Genomic DNA, 23,650 nt, shown 5'->3' on the forward strand with positions numbered 1-23,650 from the left:
GTGTGCAAGGTCGTGCTCCAGATGCGGCACGGCGAGCTGGCGCCCACGCTGCACGCGGACGAGGTGAACCCGCACATCGACTTCGCGTCGTCGCCGTTCGTCGTCCAGCGCGAGCGGGCCGCGTGGCAGCGTCCCGTCGTCGACGTCGACGGCGTCGCCCGCGAGGTGCCGCGCAGGGCGGGGGTGTCCTCCTTCGGCGCGGGCGGCGCGAACGCCCACGTCGTGATCGAGGAGTACCGTCCGGCCGAGCCCGAGTCCCCGCGGGTCCCGGACGGTGGACCGGCGGTGGTCGTGCTCTCCGCGATGGACGAGGAGCGGTTGCGGGAGCAGGCGAGCGCGCTCCTGCGCCGGCTGTCCGACCCGGAACGGGGCGAGGCGGCGCTCGCCGATGTCGCGTACACGCTGCAGATCGGCCGTGAGGCCATGCCCGAGCGGCTGGGGACGGTCGTCGACTCCCTCGACGAACTGACGGCCAGGCTGCGCGGCTTCCTCGACCGGCCGGAGCACGCGGAGGGCCTGCACCGCAGCCGGGTGAACCGCAACGGCGGTGCGGCGCTCACCGATGACGAGGGCCTGGGTGAGGTCGTCGCGGCCTGGATCGCCAAGGGTGAGTACGCCAAGGTGCTCGACCTGTGGCTGAACGGCTTCGACATCGACTGGCGGGCGCTGCACGTCGGCGCGGACGTGCGCCTGGTGTCCCTGCCGACCTACCCCTTCGCCCGGGAGCGGTACTGGATCGGCGACGAAGGGACCGACCGGCCCGACGGCGTGGCGGACCCGGACGCCGACGGCCCGCGATCGCAGGTCGACGACGTCCTCGACGACTACCTGAACGGCTCACTCGACCTGGCCGCCGCGGCAGAGATGCTCCGCTCGGCGTTCACCACCGCGCCGCTGCGCACAACGGGAAACGGAGGGGCGGCGAAGTGAACGACGCACTGGTCAAGTTGCTGCTGGACCTCAAGGCGAACCGCATCACCAAGAAGCAGTTCCAGGAGGCTGTGCACAGCGCGGCGGTGCCGGCGGGCGAGGAGACCGGCCCGGAGCTGGTGAGGTTCGGTCCCGTCTGGGAGCGGGCGGTCGACGGCACCGACGCCGCGGCGATCCCCGGGCACGTCGTGCTGCTCGCGGGACCGCGGCAGGCGCAGCAGGCGTTGCGGGCGCGGAGCGGCGCCTTCGCGGTCCACCTCCTGGAGAGCCCGTCCTCCGGGCTCGCGGCGCGCTACTCGGACATCGCCTGCCAGGTGCTCGACACGGTCAAGCGGCTGCTCGCCGATCTGACGCTGCCCCGGACGCTTGTCCAGCTCGTCTGCCCGGAGACCGGCGATGACTCGCTGCTGTCCGGTCTTCTCGCGATGCTGAGGACCGCGGCGCTGGAGAACCCGAAGGTCGTGCCGCAACTGGTGCTCGTCGACCGGGCCCCGCGTGTGGAGCGGGTGGTGGAGCAGGTCCTGGAGGCACGCGGCGACGCGGACTCCTCGGCGGTGCGGTGGCGCGACGGTGAGCGGGAGGCCCTGGTCTGGCGGGAGTTGCCCGTCCCGGCCCATACCGATCTGCCCTGGAAGGAAGGCGGCACCTACGTCATCACCGGTGGGCTGGGCGGCCTGGGGCGGCTGGTTGCCGAGGACCTGCTGCGGTCGGTCCACAGCACGACCCTCTTCCTGACCGGCCGTTCGGACCTCGACGGCGAGCGGGCGCAGGTGCTGGAGGCGCTGAGCCGCCCGCACGCGCAGGTGCGCTACGTGCGGCTCGACGTCGCCGACGCGGCGGCCGTGGAGAAGTTCGTCGCCGGGGCCCGGCGGGAGTGCGGCTCGATCAACGGCATCATCCACAGCGCCGGGGTCACCAGGGACGGCCTCATCCGCACCAAGAGCGCGGACGCGCTGCGGGAGGTCCTGGCCCCGAAGGTGACCGGGACGGTCAACCTCGACAACGCCAGCCGGGACCTCGCGTTGGACTTCTTAGCCACGTTCTCCTCGGGGGCCGCGGTCACGGGCAACACCGGCCAGGCGGACTACGCGGCCGCCAACGCGTTCATGGACGCCTTCGCGCACCACCGCGACGCCCTCGTCACCGCCGGACAGCGCTCCGGGCGAAGCCTGTCCGTCAACTGGCCCCTGTGGGCGGAGGGCGGCATGACCGTCGACGAGGAGACGGTGCGCGTGCTCCGCGCGGACCTCGGCATGACTCCGCTGCGTACGGCGACCGGCATGCGCGTCCTGCACGAGTTCCTCCTCTCGCCCCACAGCCAGGTGATGGCCGTCGAGGGCGACGGCCCCCGCATCCGTCAAGCGTTCTCTGCCCCGTCCGCCACCGCCCGGTCCGCCGCGGCCCCGTCCTCCTCCGCGCACACCGCGACGGCGTTCCCGGTGGCGGCTGTCGACGAGGACGAGCTGCGCGACAAGGTGGTCGACAAGCTCGGCAGGCTGTTCGGCGGCGTCACCGGCCTGAGGGCCGCGCAGATCGACCCGGGTGCGTCCCTGGAGAGTTACGGGATCGACTCGATCGTCGTCACGCGGCTGAACCGGAAGCTCGCGAAGGTCTTCCCCGGCCTTTCGGCCGCGCTGTTGTACGAGTACACATCGCTGGACAGCCTCGGCGACTACTTCGTGGCGGAACACAGGGAGGAGTGCCTCACCTGGACCGGTGTCGACGCAGCGCCCCTCGTGGGCGCGGCCGGCGTCGCGCAGCCGGCTCCCGTCCGGGGCGCCCCCGCTCCGGCCGTCGTCGAGCGGGACACGTCACAGCCCCCCGACGCCGCCGACGTCATCGCCGTCGTCGGTGTGAGCGGGCGCTTCCCCCAGGCGCGCAACCTCGACGAGTACTGGGAGAACCTGGCCGCGGGGCGTGACTGCGTCTCGGAGGTCCCACCGCAGCGCTGGGACCTGACGGGCTTCTTCCACGCGGACCGCGAGGAGGCCGTCGCGCGAGGGCTGAGCTACAGCAAGTGGGGCGGCTTCCTGGAGGGGTTCGCCGACTTCGACCCGCTGTTCTTCGCCATCTCGCCGCAAGAGGCGATGAGCATGGACCCCCAGGAGCGCCTGTTCCTCCAGGAGTCCTGGAACGCGATCGAGGACGCGGGCTACACCCGGCAGCGCCTGGCGGACCTGCACGGTGGACGGGTCGGTGTCTTCGCCGGAGTGTCCAAGACCGGCTTCGAGCTGTACGGGCCGCGGCTGTGGGAGCAGGGCGAGAACCTCCACCCCGTGACGTCGTTCGCGGCCGTGGCGAACCGGGTGTCCTACTTCCTCGATCTCAAGGGCCCGAGCCTGGCCGTCGACACGATGTGCTCGTCGTCGTTGAGCGCCGTCCACGAGGCGATGGAGCACCTGCGCCGCGGCGAGTGCGACGCGGCCATCGCGGGCGGGGTCAACCTCTACGCCCACCCGTCGAGCTACGTCCTCATGTCCAGGGTGCGGATGCTCTCCGATGATGGGAAGTGCCGAAGCTTCGGCGTCGGCGGCACCGGATTCGTCCCCGGCGAGGGTGTGGCCGTCCTGCTGCTCAAGCGACTGGCGGACGCGCGGCGCGACGGCGACGTCATCCACGCCGTGCTGCGTGGCAGCAGCATCAACCACGGCGGCCGGACCCACGGTTACACCGTGCCCAATCCGGCCTCCCAGGCCGGAGCGGTACGCGAGGCCATGGAGAAGGCCGGGGTGTCGGCGCACGACATCGGCTTCGTCGAGACGCACGGCACCGGGACCGCCCTCGGCGACCCCATCGAGATAAGCGGCCTCTCCCGGGCGTTCGCGAAGGACACCGACGCCCGTCAGTACTGCGCGATCGGCTCGGCGAAGAGCAACATCGGCCACCTGGAAGCGGCGGCCGGCGCCGCCGGGCTGGTCAAGGTGGTGCTCCAGCTGCGGCACGGGCAGATCGCCCCCAGTCTGCACGCACGGGAGTTGAATCCCGAGATCGACTTCGGCTCGACCCCGTTCCGCGTCCAGCGGGAGCTGGCCGAGTGGAAGCGCCCCACGGCCGAGGTCGACGGTGCGGTGGTGGAGCGCAACCGCGTCGCTGGGGTCTCCTCGTTCGGCGCCGGAGGCTCCAACGCCCATGTGATCGTGGAGGAGTACCGCCGCGCGGACCCGGCGGGCACCACCCCGGACGACCACGGCCCGCAGGTGGTCGTGCTCTCGGCGAAGGACCGTGCCCGCCTGCGCGAGCGGGCAGGGGACCTGGTGGGCTGGCTCGGCCGCCAGGACTCCGGACACCTGCGCCTCGCCGACGTCGCGTACACGCTGCAGGTGGGTCGTGAGGCGATGGAGTCGCGGCTCGCGCTGCGCGTGGCCTCGTTCGCCGACCTCACGCGCAAGCTCACCGCGTTCGCCGCAGGCGACGACGACATCGAGGACCTGCACCTGGGTGAGATCAAGCAGCACAGGGAGACCTTGGCGCTGCTCGCCGCCGACTCCGACATGGCGACGACTGTCGGAGCGTGGATCGACAAGGGCAAGTTCGCCAAGCTGATGGACCTCTGGGTCAAGGGACTGGCGTTCGACTGGGAGACCCTTCCCCGCGCGGGCGTGGTGCGCCGGGTGTCCCTGCCGTCGTATCCGTTCGCCAAGGAGCACCACTGGGTCGGTGACCTGGGTACGGCGGTGGCGCGCGTCGACGGTGCGCGGAGCGTGGGCGTGGTGCACCCGCTGGTGCAGGTGAACTCCTCGACCCTGGACGTGCAGCGCTTCGACTCGGTGTTCTGCGGTGACGAGTTCTTCCTGCGGGACCACGTCGTCCAGGGTGAGCGGGTGCTGCCCGGTGTGGCGTACCTGGAGATGGCGCGGGCGGCGGTCGAGGCGTCGGTGGACGGCGTCGACGAGCTGAGGCTGCGCAACGTGGTGTGGGCGCGGCCCATCAAGGTGGCCGAGGAGTCCGTGCGGGTGCGGACGACGCTGGTGGTCGAGTCCGAGGGAGAGGTGGGCTTCACGATCACGACGTCCCCCGGCTCGGTGGACGGCGAGGTGGTGCACTGCCAGGGTGCGGCGGTGCCGGGTGGGTCGGGCTCGGTGACGGCGGTGGACGTCGACGGCGTGCAGGCCGCCTGTGATGGTGCGCGGTGGGACGCGGAGCGCTGTTACGCCCAGTACCGGTCGCTGGGGCTGGACTACGGCCCCGTGCATCGTGGGGTGGAGAGTGTCGTGGTCGGCGACGGCCAGGCACTCGCACGGTTGCGGCTGTCCGCCGAGGCAGCGGACTCTCTGGGTCAGTTCGTGGTGCACCCGGGCCTGATGGACTCGGCGGTGCAAGCGACCGTCGGTCTGCTCGCCGAGAGCGGTGATGCCGAAAACGGCGCGCTGTTCCTGCCGTTCGCGGTGGACGAGGTGGAGATTCTCGCTCCGTTCCGCGACAGCATGTGGGCATGGGTGCGCTACAGCGCCGACGACACCCCCGGTAGTGGGGTGCGCAAACTCGACATCGACGTGTGCGACGAAGACGGCGTGGTGTCCTGCCGGTTCACCGGGTTCTCCACACGCGCTTACGGCGCCGGCGAGGTTCCCGTGCCGCGGGCCGCCGCGGACGTGGCACACAAGGTTCCCGAGCCGCAGCCGCAGCCGGTGTCGCAGCCGGTGTCGGTGTCGGTGTCGGATCCGGGCCCGGACCGTGGCACGGGCGCCGGGCGGCCGGACGGCACGTGGGACGAGCGTGTGTGCGCGTACCTGGCCGGGGTGCTGGCGGCCGAGCTGCGCCTCCCCGTCGTCCGGATCGACATCGATGACGCCTTCGAGGTGTACGGCATCGATTCGATCATGACCATGACCCTGACCAACAAGCTGGAGCAGGACTTCGGGTCGCTGCCCAAGACCCTGTGGTTCGAGTACCAGAACATCCGTGCTCTCGCCGGGTACTTCGCGACGGCGCACAAGGACCGACTGGCCGAGTTGCTAGGCGTGGCCGACAGGTCTTTTGGCGGGGAGACGGAGCGCGCCGACGGTGCGACCGACGACGGTGCCGACGCGTCCGCTGCCGTGGTCGCCCAGCCGGTCGCGGTGTCGGGGAAGCGTCCTCTGGTGCGGGCGCGCGATGCGGTGCGGCCGCGAGCCACGGGGCGTATCGACGTGGCCGTCGTGGGCGTGGCCGGGCGGTATCCGGGGGCGTCGAACGTACGGGAGTTCTGGCGCAACCTGGTGGAGGGCAAGAACTCCGTGACCGAGATCCCGGCGGATCGGTGGGATCACGGTCGCTACTACGACGCGGACAAGCACGCGGCGGGGAAGACGTACGCGAAATGGGGCGGGTTCCTGGACGGTGCGGACCGCTTCGACGCGCTGTTCTTCAACATCTCCCCGCGTGAAGCGGAGTTCATGGATCCGCAGGAGCGACTGTTCCTGGAGTGCGTGCAGGAGACGTTCCAGGACGCCGGGTACACGCGGTCGGAGCTGACCCGCCACTCCGCCGACGGGCTCGAGGGCGACGTCGGTGTCTTCGTCGGCGTGATGTACGAGGAGTACCAGCTGTACGGCGCTCAGGAGCAGGCCCGGGGCCGCAACGTCGCGTTGTCCGGCAACCCGTCCTCCATCGCGAACCGGGTGTCGTACTTCTTCGACCTGCACGGTCCGTCGATGGCGGTGGACACGATGTGCTCCTCGTCGCTCACGGCGCTGCACCTGGCTTGCCAGAGCCTCGTCAACGCCGAGTGCGAGGTGGCCGTCGCCGGTGGTGTCAACCTGTCGCTGCACCCGAACAAGTTCCTGATGCTGGGCAGCGGCAAGTGGGCGTCGAGCCGCGGGTTGTGCGAGAGCTTCGGCGCCGATGGCGACGGCTACGTCCCTGCCGAGGGTGTGGGCGCGGTCCTGCTCAAGCCGCTGGACCGGGCAGAGGCGGACGGGGACACGATCTACGGTGTCATCCGCGGCACGGCGGTGAACCATGGCGGGAAGACGAACGGTTACTCGGTTCCGAACCCGCGGGCGCAGTCCAAGGTGATCGGTCGGGCGCTGAGCGAGGCCGGTGTGAACGCCCGGGACCTGTCCTACGTGGAGGCACACGGCACCGGCACCTCGCTGGGCGACCCGATCGAGATCGCAGGCTTGACGAAGGCGTTCCGGGAACACTCCGAGGACAACCAGTTCTGCGCGATCGGGTCGGTGAAGAGCAACATCGGCCACGCCGAGAGCGCCGCCGGTATCGCCGGGCTGACCAAGGTGCTGCTGCAGCTGAAGCACGGCAGACTCGTTCCCTCGCTGCACTCCGAGGTACTCAACCCGCACATCGATTTCGCGTCCGGCCCCTTCCGGGTCCAGCGGTCCCTGGCCGAGTGGACCCGCTCCCGTACCGCCGACGGCACCGAGTCGCCGCGGATCGCCGGAGTGTCCTCGTTCGGCGCGGGCGGGTCGAATGCCCACGTCATCGTGGAGGAGTACCTCCCCGCCCGTGTGGTCCGGCACCCCGACGGCGAGCCGGACGCCGAGGTGGCGATCGTGCTGTCCGCGCGGACTGAACCCGCTCTGCGCGACCAGGCCACGCAGCTCCTGGACTGGATCGCCCAGGACGGAGCGGCGGTGGCGCTGTCCGACATCGCCTACACCCTGCAGACCGGTCGGGACGCGTTCGAGGAACGGCTCGGCGTCGTCGTCGCCACCAGCGGCGAACTCACCATGGCGCTACGGGGCTTCCTCGCCGGCGAGGACGTCCCGGGCCTGTACCGCGCGAAGGCCAAGCGCCGCGGCACCGACGACAGCCTGCACGTGTTCGCCGTCGACGAGGACATGGCGCAGGCGTTGGACGCCTGGATCGAGAAGAAGAAGTACGGCAAGCTGCTCGAACTCTGGGTGGCGGGCCTGGCGGTGGACTGGCCGAAGCTCCACCGTCCCGGCACGCGGCGCCGGATCTCCATGCCCACCTACCCTTTCCAACGCGAGCGCTACTGGCCGTCCGTGGACGAGGACCGGGCGCCGCGGTCGGGCGCCGGGCAGTTGCACCCCCTTGTGCACACGAACACGTCCAGCCTGGCCGGGCAGCGGTTCAGCTCGCTGTTCACCGGGGACGAGTTCTTCCTGCGCGACCACCAGGTGCGCGGTGAGCGGGTGCTCTCCGGGGCGGCCTGCCTGGAACTGGTGCGGGCAGCCGTGGCGGTATCCCTGGACGGCGAGCCGCACGGGACGATCCGCCTCACCAACGTCGCCTGGACGCGGCCGGTCATCGTGGGCGAGCGATCCCTGTCGGTGCACGTGCGCCTGCGTCCGGGCGGCGGGGACGACATCGGCTTCGAGATCTTCAGCCACCCCGACCAGGACCCCACCGCGCAGCCGGTGATCCACAGCGAGGGCGTGGTGCTCGTGCCCCCCGCGGCCGCGGGCGGCACCTCCCCGACCACCGTCGACCTGGCGGGCCTGCGGTCGAAGTGCCGGGATTCGGTGCTGGAAGCCGATCAGGTGTACGGCGCGTTCGCGGCACACGGCATCGTCTACGGTCCGGGCCACCGGGGAATCCAGCGGCTGTGGGTGGGCGACGGCCAGGTCATGGCCCGGCTGGTGCTGCCCGACACCGTCGGGACGACACTGGACGGCTACGGCCTCCACCCCTCCTTGCTGGACTCGGCCGTACAGGCCGCTCTGGGGGTCACCGCGGACGACGAGGGGACACCGCACCTGCCCTTCGCGGTCGACGAGGTCGAGATCACCAGTGACTGCGCGCGGTCCATGTGGGCGTGGGTGCGCCCCAGCACCGGCCGACAGGAGGATTCCGCGGTCCGCCGTCTCGACATCGACCTGTGCGACGACGACGGGACGGTCGCTGTTCGGCTCAAGGGCCTGTCCCTGCGGGCCTACTCGGCCGACAAGACCGGGGAGTTCCTCGCCGCGCCGCACTGGGTCGGCGAGGAACACCACGGCAGCGCGCGCGAGGGTGAGCCTGCCGCGGTGACGGTGGTCGCCGGGCTGCCCCGGATCGCGGAGGCGCTCGCATCGCGCGCAGGGGCCCGGGTCGTCCGGATGGAGTCCGACGCGTCGGGTGTGGCCGGTCAGTTCTCGGACTACGCGTTGCAGGTCTTCGGCGTGGTGCGGCAGGTCCTGGCCGAGCGCTCGCACGACGGCGTATGCGTGCAGGTCGTGGTGCCCGCTGACGGGGAGGCGTCGGTGTGGTCGGGCCTGGCCGGTGTCGTGCGGACCGCGGGGTTGGAGAACCCGCGTGTCGCGGGCCAGGTCATCCTGGTGGAACCGTGGGAGGACCCGGAGCGGGTCGTTCCCTGGGTGGAGGCCGACCGCGCCGCGGCGGAGGACGCGGTGGTGCGCTACCGCGGTGGTGCCCGTGAGGTGCTGCGGTGGCGCGAGCTGCCCGCCGCCGACGGTGACGTGGCGGTGCCCTGGAAGGACGCCGGGGTGTACCTGATCACCGGTGGTTCCGGTGGGTTGGGCGTGCTGTTCGCCCGCGACATCGCCGCACGGGTGCAGGGAGCGAGGATCGTGCTCACCGGCCGCGGAGCCCTGGACGAGGCCCGGGGCGCGGTCATCGCCGAGCTGCGGGCGTCGGGTGCGGAAGCGACGTACGAGCAGGTCGACGTCACGGACCGGGCCCAGACGGGGGCGCTGGTGCGCCGGATCCGCGACGCGCACGGCCGCCTGGACGGTGTTCTGCACAGTGCGGGTGTGATCCGGGACAGCTTCATCCTGAACAAGAACGAAGCGGACTTCAGCGCCGTTCTGGCGCCGAAGGTGGCGGGTCTGACGAACCTGGACGAGGCGACCCGGGACGTCGACCTCGACTTCCTCGTGCTCTTCTCATCGGTCGCCGGTGTGTCGGGCAACGTGGGGCAGGCCGACTACGCGGCCGCGAACGCGTTCATGGACGCCTTCGCCGGGCACCGCAACACCCTGGTGGCCAGGGGCGAACGACGAGGCCGGACGCTGTCGGTGAACTGGCCGCTGTGGGCCGAGGGCGGCATGGGTGTGGACGCCGGAACCGAGCGGTCGATGCGCGAGAACTTCGGCATGGTTCCGCTGCGGACCCGGAGCGGGATCAGCGCCCTGCACCGGGCGCTGACCACCGACGAGGACCAGGTCATGGTCCTCGAGGGCGACACCGAGCGCTTCGCGGCCCTCATCGGCGCCCCGGCAGACGGGCACGAGCCCGCCCCGGCCGCGCCCGCCGCCGATGCCCTGACCGGCGACGAGCGCGCCGGGATCGAGTCCGCCGAAGTCGAGCCCGCCGAAGTCGAGCCCGCTGTAGTCGAGCCCGATCCCACGGGGGAAGGCATCGAGCGTGCGACGGCGGCGTACCTCACGAAGTTGCTGTCGTCGGTGATCAACCTGCCCGCCGCCCGGATCGACCCCGAGGCGTCGCTGGAGGACTACGGCATCGACTCCGTGATGACCATGGACCTCACGCGGGCCCTCGAGGAGGTCTTCGGGTCGCTGTCGAAGACCCTGCTCTTCGAGTACCAGAGCATCGAGGCCCTCGCCGGGCACTTCGTCACCGCCCACCCGGACAAGGTGCGCGCACTCGTCTCCACCGGGAGCAGCCGTGCACCGGCCGTCGCGGCGGGCGAGCGGCCCACCCGCGAGACCGCGTCCCGGCAGGCGGGCGCCTGGCGGGAGCGCGGCAGGCGCCCGCGAGCCGAGGTGCCCGCGGCGGGCACGGCTCCGTCGGGGCCGGCCGACATCGCGATCATCGGCCTGGCGGGCCGCTACCCGCAGGCGCACGACGTCCACGAGTTCTGGCGAAACCTGGCTGCCGGCAAGGACTGCGTCACCGAGATCCCCGTCGAGCGGTGGGAGCACGACCGCCACTTCGACGCCGGCCGGCAGGCCGCGGGGAAGACGTACAGCAAGTGGGGCGGGTTCGTCGACGGCGCCTACGAGTTCGACCCGCTGTTCTTCAACATCTCTCCGCGTGAGGCGGAGATCATGGACCCGCAGGAACGGCTGTTCCTCCAGTGCGTGCACGAGACCCTCGAAGACGCCGGGTACGTCCGGGAGTCGGTGAGGACCCGCACCGGCAACGTGCTGGACGGCCGGGTCGGGGTCTTCGTCGGCGTGATGTACGAGGAGTACCAGCTCTACGGCGCGCAGAGCCAGGCGCTCGGCGATCCCCTCGCGGTCAGCGGCAGTGCCGCCGCCATCGCGAACCGGGTGTCGTACTTCTGCAACTTCCACGGCCCGAGCATGAGCGTGGACACCATGTGCTCGTCCTCGCTGACGTCGATCCACCTGGCGTGCCAGAGCATCCGGTGGGGTGACTGCGACGTGGCGGTCGCGGGCGGGGTGAACCTGTCGCTGCACCCGAACAAGTACCTGTTGCTCAGCATGGGCAACTTCGTCTCCAGCTCCGGACGCTGCCAGAGCTTCGGTGCGGGCGGCGACGGCTACACCCCGGGCGAAGGCGTGGGCGCGGTCCTGCTGAAGCCGCTGGCGAAGGCCGTCGCGGACGGGGACCGGATCTACGGGGTGATCAAGGGCACGGCGCTCAACCACGGCGGGAAGACCAACGGATACACCGTGCCGAACCCGCAGGCCCAGGCCGGAACCATCGCCGACGCGCTGCGGGCGGCGGGTGTCGGCGCCCGCGAGGTCGGCTACATCGAGGCCCACGGTACGGGGACCGCGCTGGGCGACCCGATCGAGATCACCGGGCTGTCGAAGGCCTTCCGTGAGCACACCCAGGACAGCCAGTTCTGCGCCATCGGATCGGTGAAGAGCAACATCGGCCACGCGGAGAGCGCAGCCGGGATCGCCGGTCTCACGAAGGTCCTGCTCCAGCTGCGGCACCGCAAGCTCGCCCCATCCCTGCACGCGGAGACGCTGAACCCGAACATCGACTTCACCAGCACTCCGTTCAGCGTCCAACGCGAACTCGCCGACTGGCGGACGCCCGACCCCGCCACGCCGCGGATCGCCGGGATCTCCTCCTTCGGCGCGGGCGGATCCAACGCGCACGTCATCGTCTCGGAGTACCTCCCCGCACCAGGTGAGCCCGCCCCCGCGGCCGTGGGCCCCGCCGTCGTCCCCCTGTCGGCGCGCACCGGGGACGAGCTGCGCGAGGTGGCCCACAACCTCGCCGAATGGCTGACAGTTCCGGAGAACGCCCACCTCGACCTGACGGACGTGGCGTACACGCTGCAGGTCGGACGTGAGCCGCTGCCGGAGCGCCTCGGCATCCTGGCCACCTCCACACGGGACCTCGTCGACAAGCTCCACCACGTTCTCGCGGACATCACCGCCGACGACATCGTGCGCAGCGGGGCCAAGGGCGAGAACACCGTCTCCGCGCTGTTCTCCCAGGACGCCGACCTCGACACCCTGATCACGACCTGGGCGGAGAAGGGGAGGTACGGCAAGCTGCTCGAACTGTGGGTCAACGACGTCCCCGTCGACTGGCACCGTCTCTACCCCGGCGGCGCGACACCGCGACGTGTCGCACTTCCCACCTACCCGTTCAGCCGCGAGCGCTACTTCCCGTTCGACAACCGGGGTGTGGACACTCAGGGGCCACGCGTGCTGCACCCCCTGGTGCACGAGAACACCTCGGACCTGGCGGAGCTTCGGTTCACCTCGGTGTTCACCGGGCACGAGCCGTTCCTGCGCGACCACGTCATCAACGGCGCGAAGCTCATGCCGGGCGCGGCCCTGCTGGAGATGGCCGTCGCCGCGACCTGCATCATCTGCCGGACCCAGGCCGAGCCGTCGGCGCCGGTGGCACTGAAGAACGTCGTCCTGGCGCAGCCGCTGCAGGTGAACGGCGAGCCGCGGGAAGTACACGTCGGCCTGCGCCCGCAGGCCGACGGCGACATCGGGTTCCGGGTCTACAGCACCGCCGACGACGCGGAACCGGTCGTGCACGGCGAAGGTGCCGTCTACCTGGCGGAGGGAGCCGCGGAAGCGGTGCTCGACCTGCAGTCCCTCCGCGATGCCTGCGACCACGCGGAACTCACCTCCGAGCAGTGCTACCAGGCGTACAGCGCCGCCGGCATCACCTACGGCCCGTCGCACCGGGGCGTCCGGCACATCTGGGTCGGGCAGGACCAGGCGCTCGCGCACCTCGTGCTGCCCGCTCCGGTCCACGACACGCTGGGCGAGTACACGGTGCACCCGAGTCTCATCGACGCGGCGCTTCAGGCGTCGATCGGTGTGATCGGCAGCCTGGGGGCGCGGCGGGAAGACGCTCTGCTCGTGCCCTTCGCGATCGACGACGTCCTCGTCCTCGACAGCAGCACGACCGCCATGTGGGCGCTGGTCCGCCCCAGTGCCGAACAGCCGGGCGACGCCGCGCTCCACAAGCTCGACGTGGACCTGGCCGACGATCAGGGCCGCGTGCGCGTCCGGATCGGTGGCCTGTCCCTCCGCGCTCTCGACGGGCCCTCGGGACAGGGGGAACCGGTCGAACGCACGCAGGAGCCGACCGACGTCCGGGCGCTGCTGCACCCGCAATGGCAGGCGTGTCCTGTGACGAACGTCCTGTCGCAGGACGACGACGTACGGCGCACCGTGCTTCTCGTCGAGATGCCGGGGGTGGCGGCGTTGCTGTCCGAGCACGACAACGCCGTCGTGCTGACCTCCGGGGACAAGGAACTGGACGGGCAGTACACCGCGTACGGGCTACAGGCCCTCGATCACGTGCGTTCCGTGCTGCGCGGCGCGTCCGCGGGCCGGGCCGGCATCCAGTTGGTCATCGGCCAGGGCCCCTCATCCGCTCCGCTGTCCGGACTCGCTGGGCTGCTGCGCACGGCCACGATGGAGAACCCCAACGTCTCGACGCAGGTCATCCTCCTGGAGGAGACGGACACGCCCGAGACCGCGGTCGAGCGGGTGCGGGAGAACCGTGCCCACCCCGACGACACGATCGTGCGGTACATCGACGCGCGGCGCGAAGTGCCTGTCTGGATCGAGGACGGCGACGGCACCGCCGACGTCCCCCCGGTTCCGTGGAAGGAGAACGGGGTCTACCTCCTGACCGGTGGGACGGGAGCGCTGGGTCTGGTCTTCGCGCGGGAGATCGCGACGCGGACGCGCAGCGCCACGCTGCTGCTGACCGGGCGCTCCCCGGTGGACCCGCGGGTGCGGGAAGCGCTGCGGGAGCTGGAGTCACACGGTGCGACGGCGCACTACGTGCAGGCCGACGTCGCGAACGAGGCCGAGGTCGTCGCCCTGGTGGACACCCTGGTGGAGACGCACGGCCGGATCGACGGCGTCATCCACGCCGCCGGAGTGACGCGGGACGGTTTCATCCTGACCAAGCGCGCCAAGGACTTCGTGGACGTCCTGGCCCCGAAGGTGTCCGGGGTGGTGAACCTGGACAGGGCGACGGCCACGCTGCCGCTGGACTTCTTCGTGACGTTCTCGTCCACCACCGGGGCGTTCGGCAACGCCGGCCAGGCCGACTACGCGGCGGCGAACGCGTTCATGGACGCCTACGCCTGGCACCGCCAGGACCTCGTGGCCCGGGGGGAGCGCTCCGGGCACAGCCTGTCCGTCAACTGGCCGTTGTGGGAGGAAGGGGGGATGGGCGTGTCACCGGAAGTGCGGTCGATGTTGCGCTCGCGTCACGGCGTGGTTCCCCTCGACACGGCGTCCGGGGTCTCGGCCTTCCACCGTGTCCTCGCCTCGACACACAGCCAGGTCATGGTCGCTCCTGGACCGGGCCGCGCGGGAGTCGGCGACACCGGCTCATCCGCTTCGTACCACAGTTCCCCTTCCTCCTCTGCTGCCGGGACGAATCAGTGACGCACAAGGACACCAGCACCCTCGAAGCCAAGGCGACGGCGTTCTTCACGCGCGTCCTCTCCGAGGTCATCAAGCTCCCGGCCGACCGCATCGACGCCCGTGCGGCGTTCGACAGCCTGGGGCTGGACTCCGTGATGATGATGAGGATGACGGACGAACTGGAGGACGTCTTCGGGTCGCTGCCGAAGACCCTGTTCTTCGAGTTCCGCGACATCCGCGCGCTCACCGGCCACTTCCTCGCCACGCACGGGCCCGAGCTGGCCCGGTACCTGGGCGCGGAGCCCGACAGCGGGCACGCGGGTGCCGCCGCCGACCCCGCCCCGGCGCGCACCCGGGGCAGGGACGTCGCACCGACGCGGTCCGCCTTCGCGCGCAAGCCGCTCAGGACGAGCAGGTGGTCGACGCGGTTCGACGAGCCGCGGACGCTCCCGGCCGCACCCCCGCCCGCGCCGCAGAGCCCGACGGCGGGACTCGACATCGCGATCATCGGGCTGGCCGGGCGCTACCCGAAGGCCCGCACGCTCGAGGAGTTCTGGGAGAACCTGGCCGCGGGCCGCGACTGCGTGACCGAGATCCCGGCCGACCGCTGGGACCAGAGCGTGTACTACGACGCCGACAAGGACGCGTCCGGCAAGACCTACAGCAAGTGGGGTGGATTCGTCGACGGCGTCGACGAGTTCGACTCCCTGTTCTTCCGCATCTCTCCGCCCGAGGCGAAGCTGATGGACCCGCAGGAGCGGTTGTTCCTGCAGTGTGCCTACGAGGTCGTCGAGGACGCGGGCTACACCCCCGAACGGCTGAACACCCCGCCCGGCGACGGGGCCCGGACGCGAGTCGGCGTCTACGTCGGGGTGATGTACGAGGAGTACCAGCTCTACGGCGCGCAGGAGCAGGTCCTGGGCAACTCCGTGGCGCTGTCCGGCAATTCCTCGGCCGTTGCCAACCGGGTGTCGTACTTCTTCGACTTCCACGGTCCGAGCATGAGCGTCGACACGATGTGCTCGTCATCGTTCACCGCCATCCACCTCGCGTGCCAGAGCATCGAGTCCGGCGCGTGCGACATCGCGATCGCGGGAGGGGTGAACCTGTCGGTCCACCCCAACAAGTACCTGATGCTCGGGCAGGGCAAGTTCGTGTCGAGCAAGGGCCGGTGCGAGAGCTTCGGCGAGGGCGGCGACGGCTACGTCCCCGGCGAGGGTGTCGGCGCCGTCCTGCTCAAGCCGCTGGCCCAGGCCGTGCGCGACGGGGATCGCATCCACGGGGTCATCAAGGGGATCGCGGTCAACCACGGGGGCCGGACGAACGGGTACTCCGTTCCCAGCCCGCAGGCACAGGCCCGATCCATCTCCGATGCCTGGCGGCAGGCGGGGGTCGACCCGCGCGCGCTGAGCTACATCGAGGCGCACGGCACGGGGACCTCGCTCGGCGATCCCGTCGAGATCGCCGGGCTCACGCGAGCGTTCCGGGAGCACACCCAGGACAACCAGTTCTGCGCCATCGGGTCGGTGAAGAGCAACATCGGACACGCGGAGAGCGCCGCGGGCATCTCCGGTCTGACCAAGGTGCTGCTGCAGATGAAGCACGGGCAGCTGGCACCGTCGCTGCACTCCGCGGAGCTGAACCCGCACATCGACTTCCCGAGCAGCCCCTTCTCCGTGCAGCAGTCGTTGGCCGAGTGGAAGCGGCCCGTGCTGGTGGTCGACGAGGCGGAGCGGGAGTTCCCCCGTATCGCGGGGATCTCGTCGTTCGGGGCGGGCGGTTCCAACGCGCACCTGGTCGTCGAGGAGTACCGGGCGGAGCCGCCCGCCGCCCGTACGCCCGAGACACCCGTGGCGGTCGTGCTCTCCGCGCGCAGTGCCGAGCGGCTGCGGGCGAAGGCCGCCGACCTGGCCGACTGGATCGAGAGGGAGAGGCTCTCCTCCGCCGATCTGCCTTCGCTCGCCCACACCTCGCAGGTCGGCCGGGAGGCCATGCGGGAGCGGCTCGGCATCGTCACCAACTCCATGACTCAACTGCTGTCCCGCCTCAGGGACTTCGTCGCGGGGGCGGAGCACGGTCTCGCGCGCGGCCAGGCGGTCCAGGGCTCCGAGCGCCCCTTTGACGCCGTGGTGTCCGGCGATCCCGCCGAGTTGGTGGACATGTGGGTGCGGGGTGCCGCCGTCGACTGGTCCGTGCTCCACGGCGACGAGACGCCGCCGCGCATCGCCCTGCCGACCTACCCGTTCGCCAGGGAGCGCCACTGGATCGACACCTCCGCCACTGCCCGTGCCCTGCGGCAGGACACCGCCGAGGCCCTCGTGTTCGAGGAGTTCTGGGAGCCCGTGGGCGTTGCGGTCCGGCAGCACGCCGGACCGAGGACCCTGGTGTGCCTGTGCTCCGACCCCGGGAACCAGGCGGAGCTGGAGCGATCCGCCGGTGAGACCGGTCCCGAGGCGACGCTCGTCTTCGTCTCGCGGACACCGGCCTCGGGTGATGTCGGGCGACGCCGCTGGGCGGTGGACGCAGGGGAACAGGCCGACTGGATCCGCGTCTTCGCGGAGATCCGCGAGCGGTTCGGCCCCGTGGACGGCTTACTCAACCTGTGGCCGGTCGAGGAAGGTGTAGGACCGTGGTCCTACACCGACACCGTCCATCTGCTGCAGGCTGTGGCGACGGCGAAGCCGGGCGTCCGGCATGTCCTGCAGGCGGGCGAGTTTCGCGACGGGGTCGAGCGCGCCTACGCGGAGTCGTGGATGGGGTTCGAACGCTCCCTCGGCCAGGTCCTGCCCGGAGTGAGGTTCGCCGCGGTGATCGAGGACGCCCGGGGCACGAGCGCCCGGACGACCATGACCGACTGGTTCGCGCGCCTGAGCGCCGAACTCACCGAGCCCGCGAGCACCCTGTACCGCGACGGGACGCGCCATGTGAGCCGGGTCCGCCCGACCACCGCCGGTGCCGGGAAGGACCTGCTGAAGCAGGGCGGCGTCTACCTGATCACCGGTGGCCTGGGGGCGCTGGGGCTGCTGTTCGCCGAGCACTTGGCCCGGACCCGGTCGGCACGGCTGGTGCTCACCGGCCGGTCGCCCCTCGACGCGGACGGGGCGCGGCGGATCGCCCACATCGGTTCACTGGGTGGCGAAGCCCACTACGAGCAGGCGGACGTCACCGACCGGCGGGCCATGCGAGAGGTCGTCCGGTCGGCGCACGAGCGCTTCGGCGGGATCGACGGCGTCATCCACGCTGCCGGAGCCCCCGGCGCGGGCAGCGTGCTCGCCCACGACGCCGACGCCTTCCAGGGGCTGCTCGCCGCCAAGGTGGACGGCACACTCGTGCTTGACGAGGTCCTCGCGGACGAACCCCTCGACTTCGTCTGCTACTTCTCGTCGTCCTCCGCCCTTCTCGGGGACTTCGGCAGCTGCGACTACGCCGTCGGCAACCGGTTCCAGACGCTGTACGCCCACCACCGCGACGAGCGCGTCCGCCAGGGAACACGCTCGGGCGCGACCGTCGCCATCAACTGGCCGTTGTGGCGCGATGGCGAGATGGGCTTCGACGACGGGCGGGCCACCGAGCTGTACCTCACCTCCAGCGGCCAGCGCCTGCTGGAGAACGCCGAGGGCATCCGGCTCTTCGAGCAGCTCATCGGCCAGGGCGCGCCGCAAACGCTCGTCATGGCCGGTGAACCGCGGCGCTTGCGCCGTCTGCTGGGGATCGATGCGGCGCCGACAGTGCCTGCCGGCTCCGCAGCGCCTGTCGTGCCGGCTGTGTCCGCAGCGCCCGCAGCGCCCGAGCAGCCGAGCACGTCGGACGCCGCCACCGGTGCCGCGGTCGCCGGACCGGACCACGAGCACCTCGCGGCCCGCGTCCTGGCCGACCTCGAGACGCTGATCGTCGAGACCGTCCGGGTGCCCCGCGACCAGATCCACGCCGACGAGAACCTCGCCCAACTCGGCTTCGACTCGATCACCTTGGTCCGGCTTGCGAACGCGATGACCACGCACTTCGGTGTCGACGTCCTCCCCTCGGTGTTCTTCTCCCACCCCACCCCGCAGACGTTGGTGGCGCACCTGGTGGCCGAACACCCGGACCACCTCCACAACCGCTACCGGGCGGAGCCCGCGGTCGAGGCCGCCCCGGCCGTGGCCGACCACCGGCCCGAGGTCGCGGCCCCGGCTGCGACCCCCGCACCGCCGAGCCCGGAGCCGGGACCGGAACCCATCGCCGTCATCGGCATGACCGGCCGGTTCCCCGCTGCCCGTTCGGTGGACGAGTTCTGGCGGATCCTCGTGGACGGGCGCGACGTGCTCTCGGCCGTCCCCGAGGACCGGCGCCCCGACTGGAGCGACCCGCAGGCCCCGGACCCCGCGACGGCGAGCTGCGGCTTCGTCCCCGGAATCGGCGAGTTCGACCCGGCCTTCTTCGAGATATCGCCGCGCGAGGCGCGCACCATGGACCCGCGACAGCGCCTGCTGCTGCAGGAGGCGTGGCACGTCCTGGAGGCCGCCGGCTACGGCGAGCGGAAGCTGCGCGACGAGCGGATCGGCATGTTCGTCGGCGCGGAGCAGGGCGACTACCAGCACCTGGGTGGCGGCGAGGGCACCATCACGGGACACCACGAGGCGATCCTGGCCTCACGACTGGGCTACCTGCTCGACTTCACCGGACCCGTGCTCGCCGTCAACACCGCTTGCTCCTCGGGCCTGGCCGCGGCCCACCAGGCCTGCACCAGCCTGCGCAACGGCGAGTGCGACGCCGCCATCGTCGCCGGGGTCAACCTGGCGGCGAGCTCCCGCGTGTTCGCCGAGACGAGCAAGGCGGGAATGCTCTCCGCGAGCGGTGCCTGCTTCGCGTTCGACCGGCGTGCGGACGGCATGGTGCTGGGCGAGGCCATCCCCGTAGTGATGTTCAAGCGCCTGGCGCAGGCGGAGGCCGACGGCGACGACATCCTCGCCGTGATCCGCGGCAGCGGCATCAACTACGACGGCCGGACGAACGGCATCACCGCCCCGAACGGCGCGGCGCAGGCGCGCCTTTACCGCGCCGTCTACGAGCGGCACCGGATCGAGCCCGAGCACATCGGCCATGTCGTCGCCCACGGCACCGGTACCCGGCTCGGCGACCCGGTCGAGGTCAACGCGTTGAACGAGGTGTTCTCCGAGCACACGGACAAGACCGGGTTCTGCGCGCTCACCTCCACCAAGCCCAACGTCGGGCACACGCTGGCCGCCTCCGGCATCGTCAGCCTGATCGCGCTGGTCCAGTCGCTGCGCCACGGCGTCATCCCGCCGAGCCTGCACTGCGAGCAGGACAGCGACTACATCGCCTGGCAGCGGAGCCCCTTCTACGTCAACAAGACCCTGAAGGCGTGGCCGGAGAACCCCGCCGGGACGCGGCTCGGGGCAGTGAGTGCGTTCGGCATGAGCGGCACCAACGTTCACATGGTCGTGGAGAGTTACCGGGACCGTGCGCGGGTGGCGCGGCCCGCCGACGCCCCCGCCCGCCTGCTGGCCCTGTCCGCGAAGACCCAAGGGGCGCTGCGCGACCGCATCCGTGACCTGCGCGAGGCGCTGCGGACCACGGAGCGTGACGTCGTCTCCCTCACCGATGTGAGCCACACCCTGCTGGAGCGCAGGCAGCACTTCGAGCACCGTTGTGCGTTCGTCGTCGGTGACCTCGACGAGGCCGTCTCCGTGCTGGGCGTTGCCGAGCGGGGCGCTGCCGAGCCGGGCGAGCAGCACCCCGGGGTCCGCTTCGGCGGGGTGCCGAGCGACCGCCGGGACCGGCCGCGGGACGCCGACGGCGAGGCGCTGTTCGCGAGGCTCGCCGCGGCGGGCACCGCCGCCGAACGCCGCGATGTGCTCCTGGAGCTGGCCGACCTCTACTGCCGGGGAGCCTCCCCCGACTGGCGGGTGTTGTTCGCCGACGACGATCCGCGGTTGGTGGCCGTACCCGGCTATCCCTTCTCGCGCAAGGTGTACTGGGTGAACCGGGAGAGTCCCGTTCTGACCCGTTCGGTGCCCGACGACGAGGCCGTGTCGTTCAGCGCCGCGGCAGCGCAACCGGCGCACGAGGAGCCGGTAGGTGTCGACGCCGGACACCGTCGGGTAACGCTGCGGAACCCGGCCGACGCGATGACCGTGTCGGTGCCGGCGGCCGCCAAACCGAGGAACGTGCGGCTGGCCGACCTGGGGGAGCGGCCCGCTGCTCCGGCGGGCCCGGCCTTCACGGCCCTGCCGCCCGCCGAGCCGGTGGCGGCGCCCGAGCCTGCCGGGGCCCGGGCGGACGCGGTCCCGGCGAAGGCCGTGGGCGAGCTGAGGCAGGAGCTGAGAAGCGGCCTCGCCGACGTCCTGCAGCTGCCGGAGGGCGACATCGACCTCGGCCGCAACTTCATGGACCTGGGCCTGGACTCCATCCTCGGGGTGGAGTGGATCAAGGCCATCAACAAGAAGTACGGGACCGGCCTCACCGCCACGAAGCTCTACGACCATCCGTCGGTGCGCGAACTCGCGGACTTCGTCCGGGGCGAACTGGCCGTGTCCGCACCCGCCCAGCCGGCACTCGCGGAGGCGGTGCCCGCTCCGATCGAGGAGCCTGTCGTGACCCTGGCGCCGGACCGTCCCCGGGTCTCGAAGGCCGTGCTGCTGGAAGGAGTGCGCACCAGCCTCGCCGACGTGCTGTTCCTCGACGCGGGGGACATCGCCGCCGATCGCAACTTCGTCGAACTCGGCATGGACTCCATCGTCGGCGTGGAGTGGGTGAAGGCCCTCAACAAGAATTACGGGACGTCGCTCACGGCGACACAGCTGTACGACCACCCCACGGTGCGCAGGCTCACCGACTTCCTGGTGACGCTGGTGCAGCCGGCGGCCGTGTCCGCAGCGGCCACGCCGGCCGCGGTCACCGAACCGGCCGCGGTCACCGCACCGGTTGCGGTCACCGCACCGGTCGCGCACATCGCGCCGGTGGCGGACGAACCGGCGCCCGCCACCCGGGCCGGCGACAAGGTGGCCGTGGTCGGGATGTCCGGGCGCTACCCCGAAGCGGCGGACCTCCACGCCTACTGGGACAACCTCCGCGGCGGCCGCGACTGCGTGACCGAGGTCCCGCCGTCGCGCTGGGACGTCTCGCGGTACTACGACCCCCGGCCAGGCCAGGAGGGCAAGACGTACTCGAAGTGGATGGGGTACCTGGCGGACGCCGACCGCTTCGACCCGCTGTTCTTCAACATCTCCCCGCTGGAGGCCGAAGGGATCGACCCGCAGCACCGGCTGTTCCTCCAGGAGGCCTACCGGGCGTTCGAGGACGCGGGGTACGACCCACAGTCCCTCGCCGCCAAGAAGTGCGGCGTCTACCTGGGCATAAGCGGCAGCGAGTACAGCTTCCTGGTATTCGGGGACAACGGGGTGTCCGCGTCCGCGACGAGCGGCAGCAACGCCATCGCCGCCTCGCGCATCGCCTACTTCCTCAACCTCAAGGGCCCGGCCGTCGCCGTCGACACGGCCTGCTCGTCCTCGCTGGTCGCGCTGCACCTCGCCCGGCAGGCGCTGCTGAGCGGTGAGATCGACATGGCGCTCGTCGGTGGTGTCTCGCTGTATCTGCTCCCCGACACCTACGTCGGCATGTGCCAGGCGGGGATGCTCTCCCCGGAGGGGCGGTGCAGGTCGTTCGACAACGGCGCCGACGGGTTCGTGCCGGGTGAGGGGGTCGGCGCCCTGGTGCTCAAGCGCCTCAGCGACGCCGAGGCCGACCGCGACCACGTGCACGGTGTCGTCGCGGCGTCCGGCATCAACCAGGACGGCAGGACGAACGGGATCACGGCGCCGAGCGCCGCCAGTCAGACGGAACTCGTCCGCACGGTCTACGACCGCCACGGCATCGACCCGGCGACCATCGACTACGTCGAAATGCACGGCACGGGCACGAAGCTGGGCGACCCGATCGAGCTCTCCGCGCTGGGCACCGTGTACGGCGAGTCGGAGGTCTCCACGCGGTCCTGCGCCATCGGGTCGGTGAAGAGCAACATCGGGCACACATCCGAGGCCGCCGGGGTCGCGGGCGTGCACAAGGTACTGCTGAGCATGCGCCACGGCACACTGGCGCCGTCCCTCAACTTCGACTCGCCCAACGAGCACTTCGACTTCGAGAACTCGCCCTTCCGCGTCGTCACGGCCCCCGAGCCGTGGGAGACGCCGTCCGGTGCCCGGCCGCGGCGCGCCGCTGTCAGCTCGTTCGGGTTCAGCGGGACCAACGCCCATGTCGTGCTGGAGGAGTACCGCACCGGGGCGAGCAGCTCCCCCGCCGCGTCCGGGCCCGTCGTCATCGCCCTGTCCGCGAGGACCGGGGAACAGCTGGACGACCTGGTCGAGAGGCTGCTCGCGTTCGTCGAGGACGAGCCCCGGCCCGACCTGGCGCGCCTGGCTCACACGCTCCAGGTGGGCCGGGAGGCGATGGAAGAGCGACTGGCGTTCCTGGCGGACTCTCTGCCGGAGGTCGTGCGCGGGCTCAGGGCGCATCTGGAGCGGGCGGACGACGGCGCGCTCGTACGCGGACGCGTGACACCGGACCAGTCGGCCCGCCAGGAGGACGACGAGCGGCAGCAGGCGCTCGTGCGGACATGGACCGCGGACAAGGATCTCCAGCGGCTCGCGGAGGCGTGGGTCGACGGCTGCGCCGTCGACTGGCTCGCGCTCCACGCGGGCCCCGCGCCCCTCCGCCTGCCGTTGCCGACGTACCCCTTCGCCAAGGAGCGGTACTGGGTCGAGCCGAAGGCGCGTGCGACGAGCACGTCGACCGCGGTGCTGCATCCGCTGCTGCACCGCAACACGTCCGGGTTCGCGGCGCAGCGCTACACCTCGACGTTCACCGGCGAGGAAGACTTCCTCGCCGGCCACCGCGTGCGGGGCCAGAAGGTCCTGCCGGGCGCGGCGTACCTGGAGCTGGCGTTGGCGGCGGTGGCCGACGCCTCGGGAGCGACGCCGCCCACGGGGCTGGCGCTGACCGGCGTGGTCTGGTCC

The 23,650-nt window shown here is 71.3% G+C and carries 3 protein-coding genes (2 of these 3 only partly in view); all 3 read left to right on the forward strand.

Going from position 1 to position 23,650, the window contains the following annotated elements:
• Tightly spaced (each overlapping or abutting the next), the 3 genes in view from AB0I77_RS14695 to AB0I77_RS14705 form a layout consistent with a single transcriptional unit that may run on beyond the window.
• Positions 1 to 930 carry the 3' portion of an SDR family NAD(P)-dependent oxidoreductase gene (locus AB0I77_RS14695; RefSeq protein WP_363282902.1) on the forward strand. 26,817 nt of this gene lie to the left of the window's left edge, so 930 of the gene's 27,747 nt are visible here — the last part of the coding sequence; the start codon falls outside the window, past its left edge; the stop codon is at positions 928 to 930.
• The gene (locus AB0I77_RS14700) at positions 927 to 14,657 is read left to right on the forward strand and encodes an SDR family NAD(P)-dependent oxidoreductase (protein WP_363282903.1); all 13,731 of its coding nucleotides are present in this window, start codon (positions 927 to 929) and stop codon (positions 14,655 to 14,657) included. The genes AB0I77_RS14695 and AB0I77_RS14700 overlap by 4 nt, the downstream gene beginning before the upstream one ends.
• Positions 14,654 to 23,650, forward strand: the 5' portion of a protein-coding gene (locus tag AB0I77_RS14705) for an SDR family NAD(P)-dependent oxidoreductase (protein WP_363282904.1). 8,532 nt of this gene lie beyond the right edge of the window; only the first 8,997 of its 17,529 coding nucleotides appear in the window; its start codon is at positions 14,654 to 14,656; its stop codon lies off the right edge, out of view. Before AB0I77_RS14700 ends, AB0I77_RS14705 begins: the two co-directional genes overlap by 4 nt.

Origin of the sequence: Streptomyces sp. NPDC050619, from assembly GCF_040654815.1 — a bacterium.
Classification (GTDB): domain Bacteria; phylum Actinomycetota; class Actinomycetes; order Streptomycetales; family Streptomycetaceae; genus Streptomyces.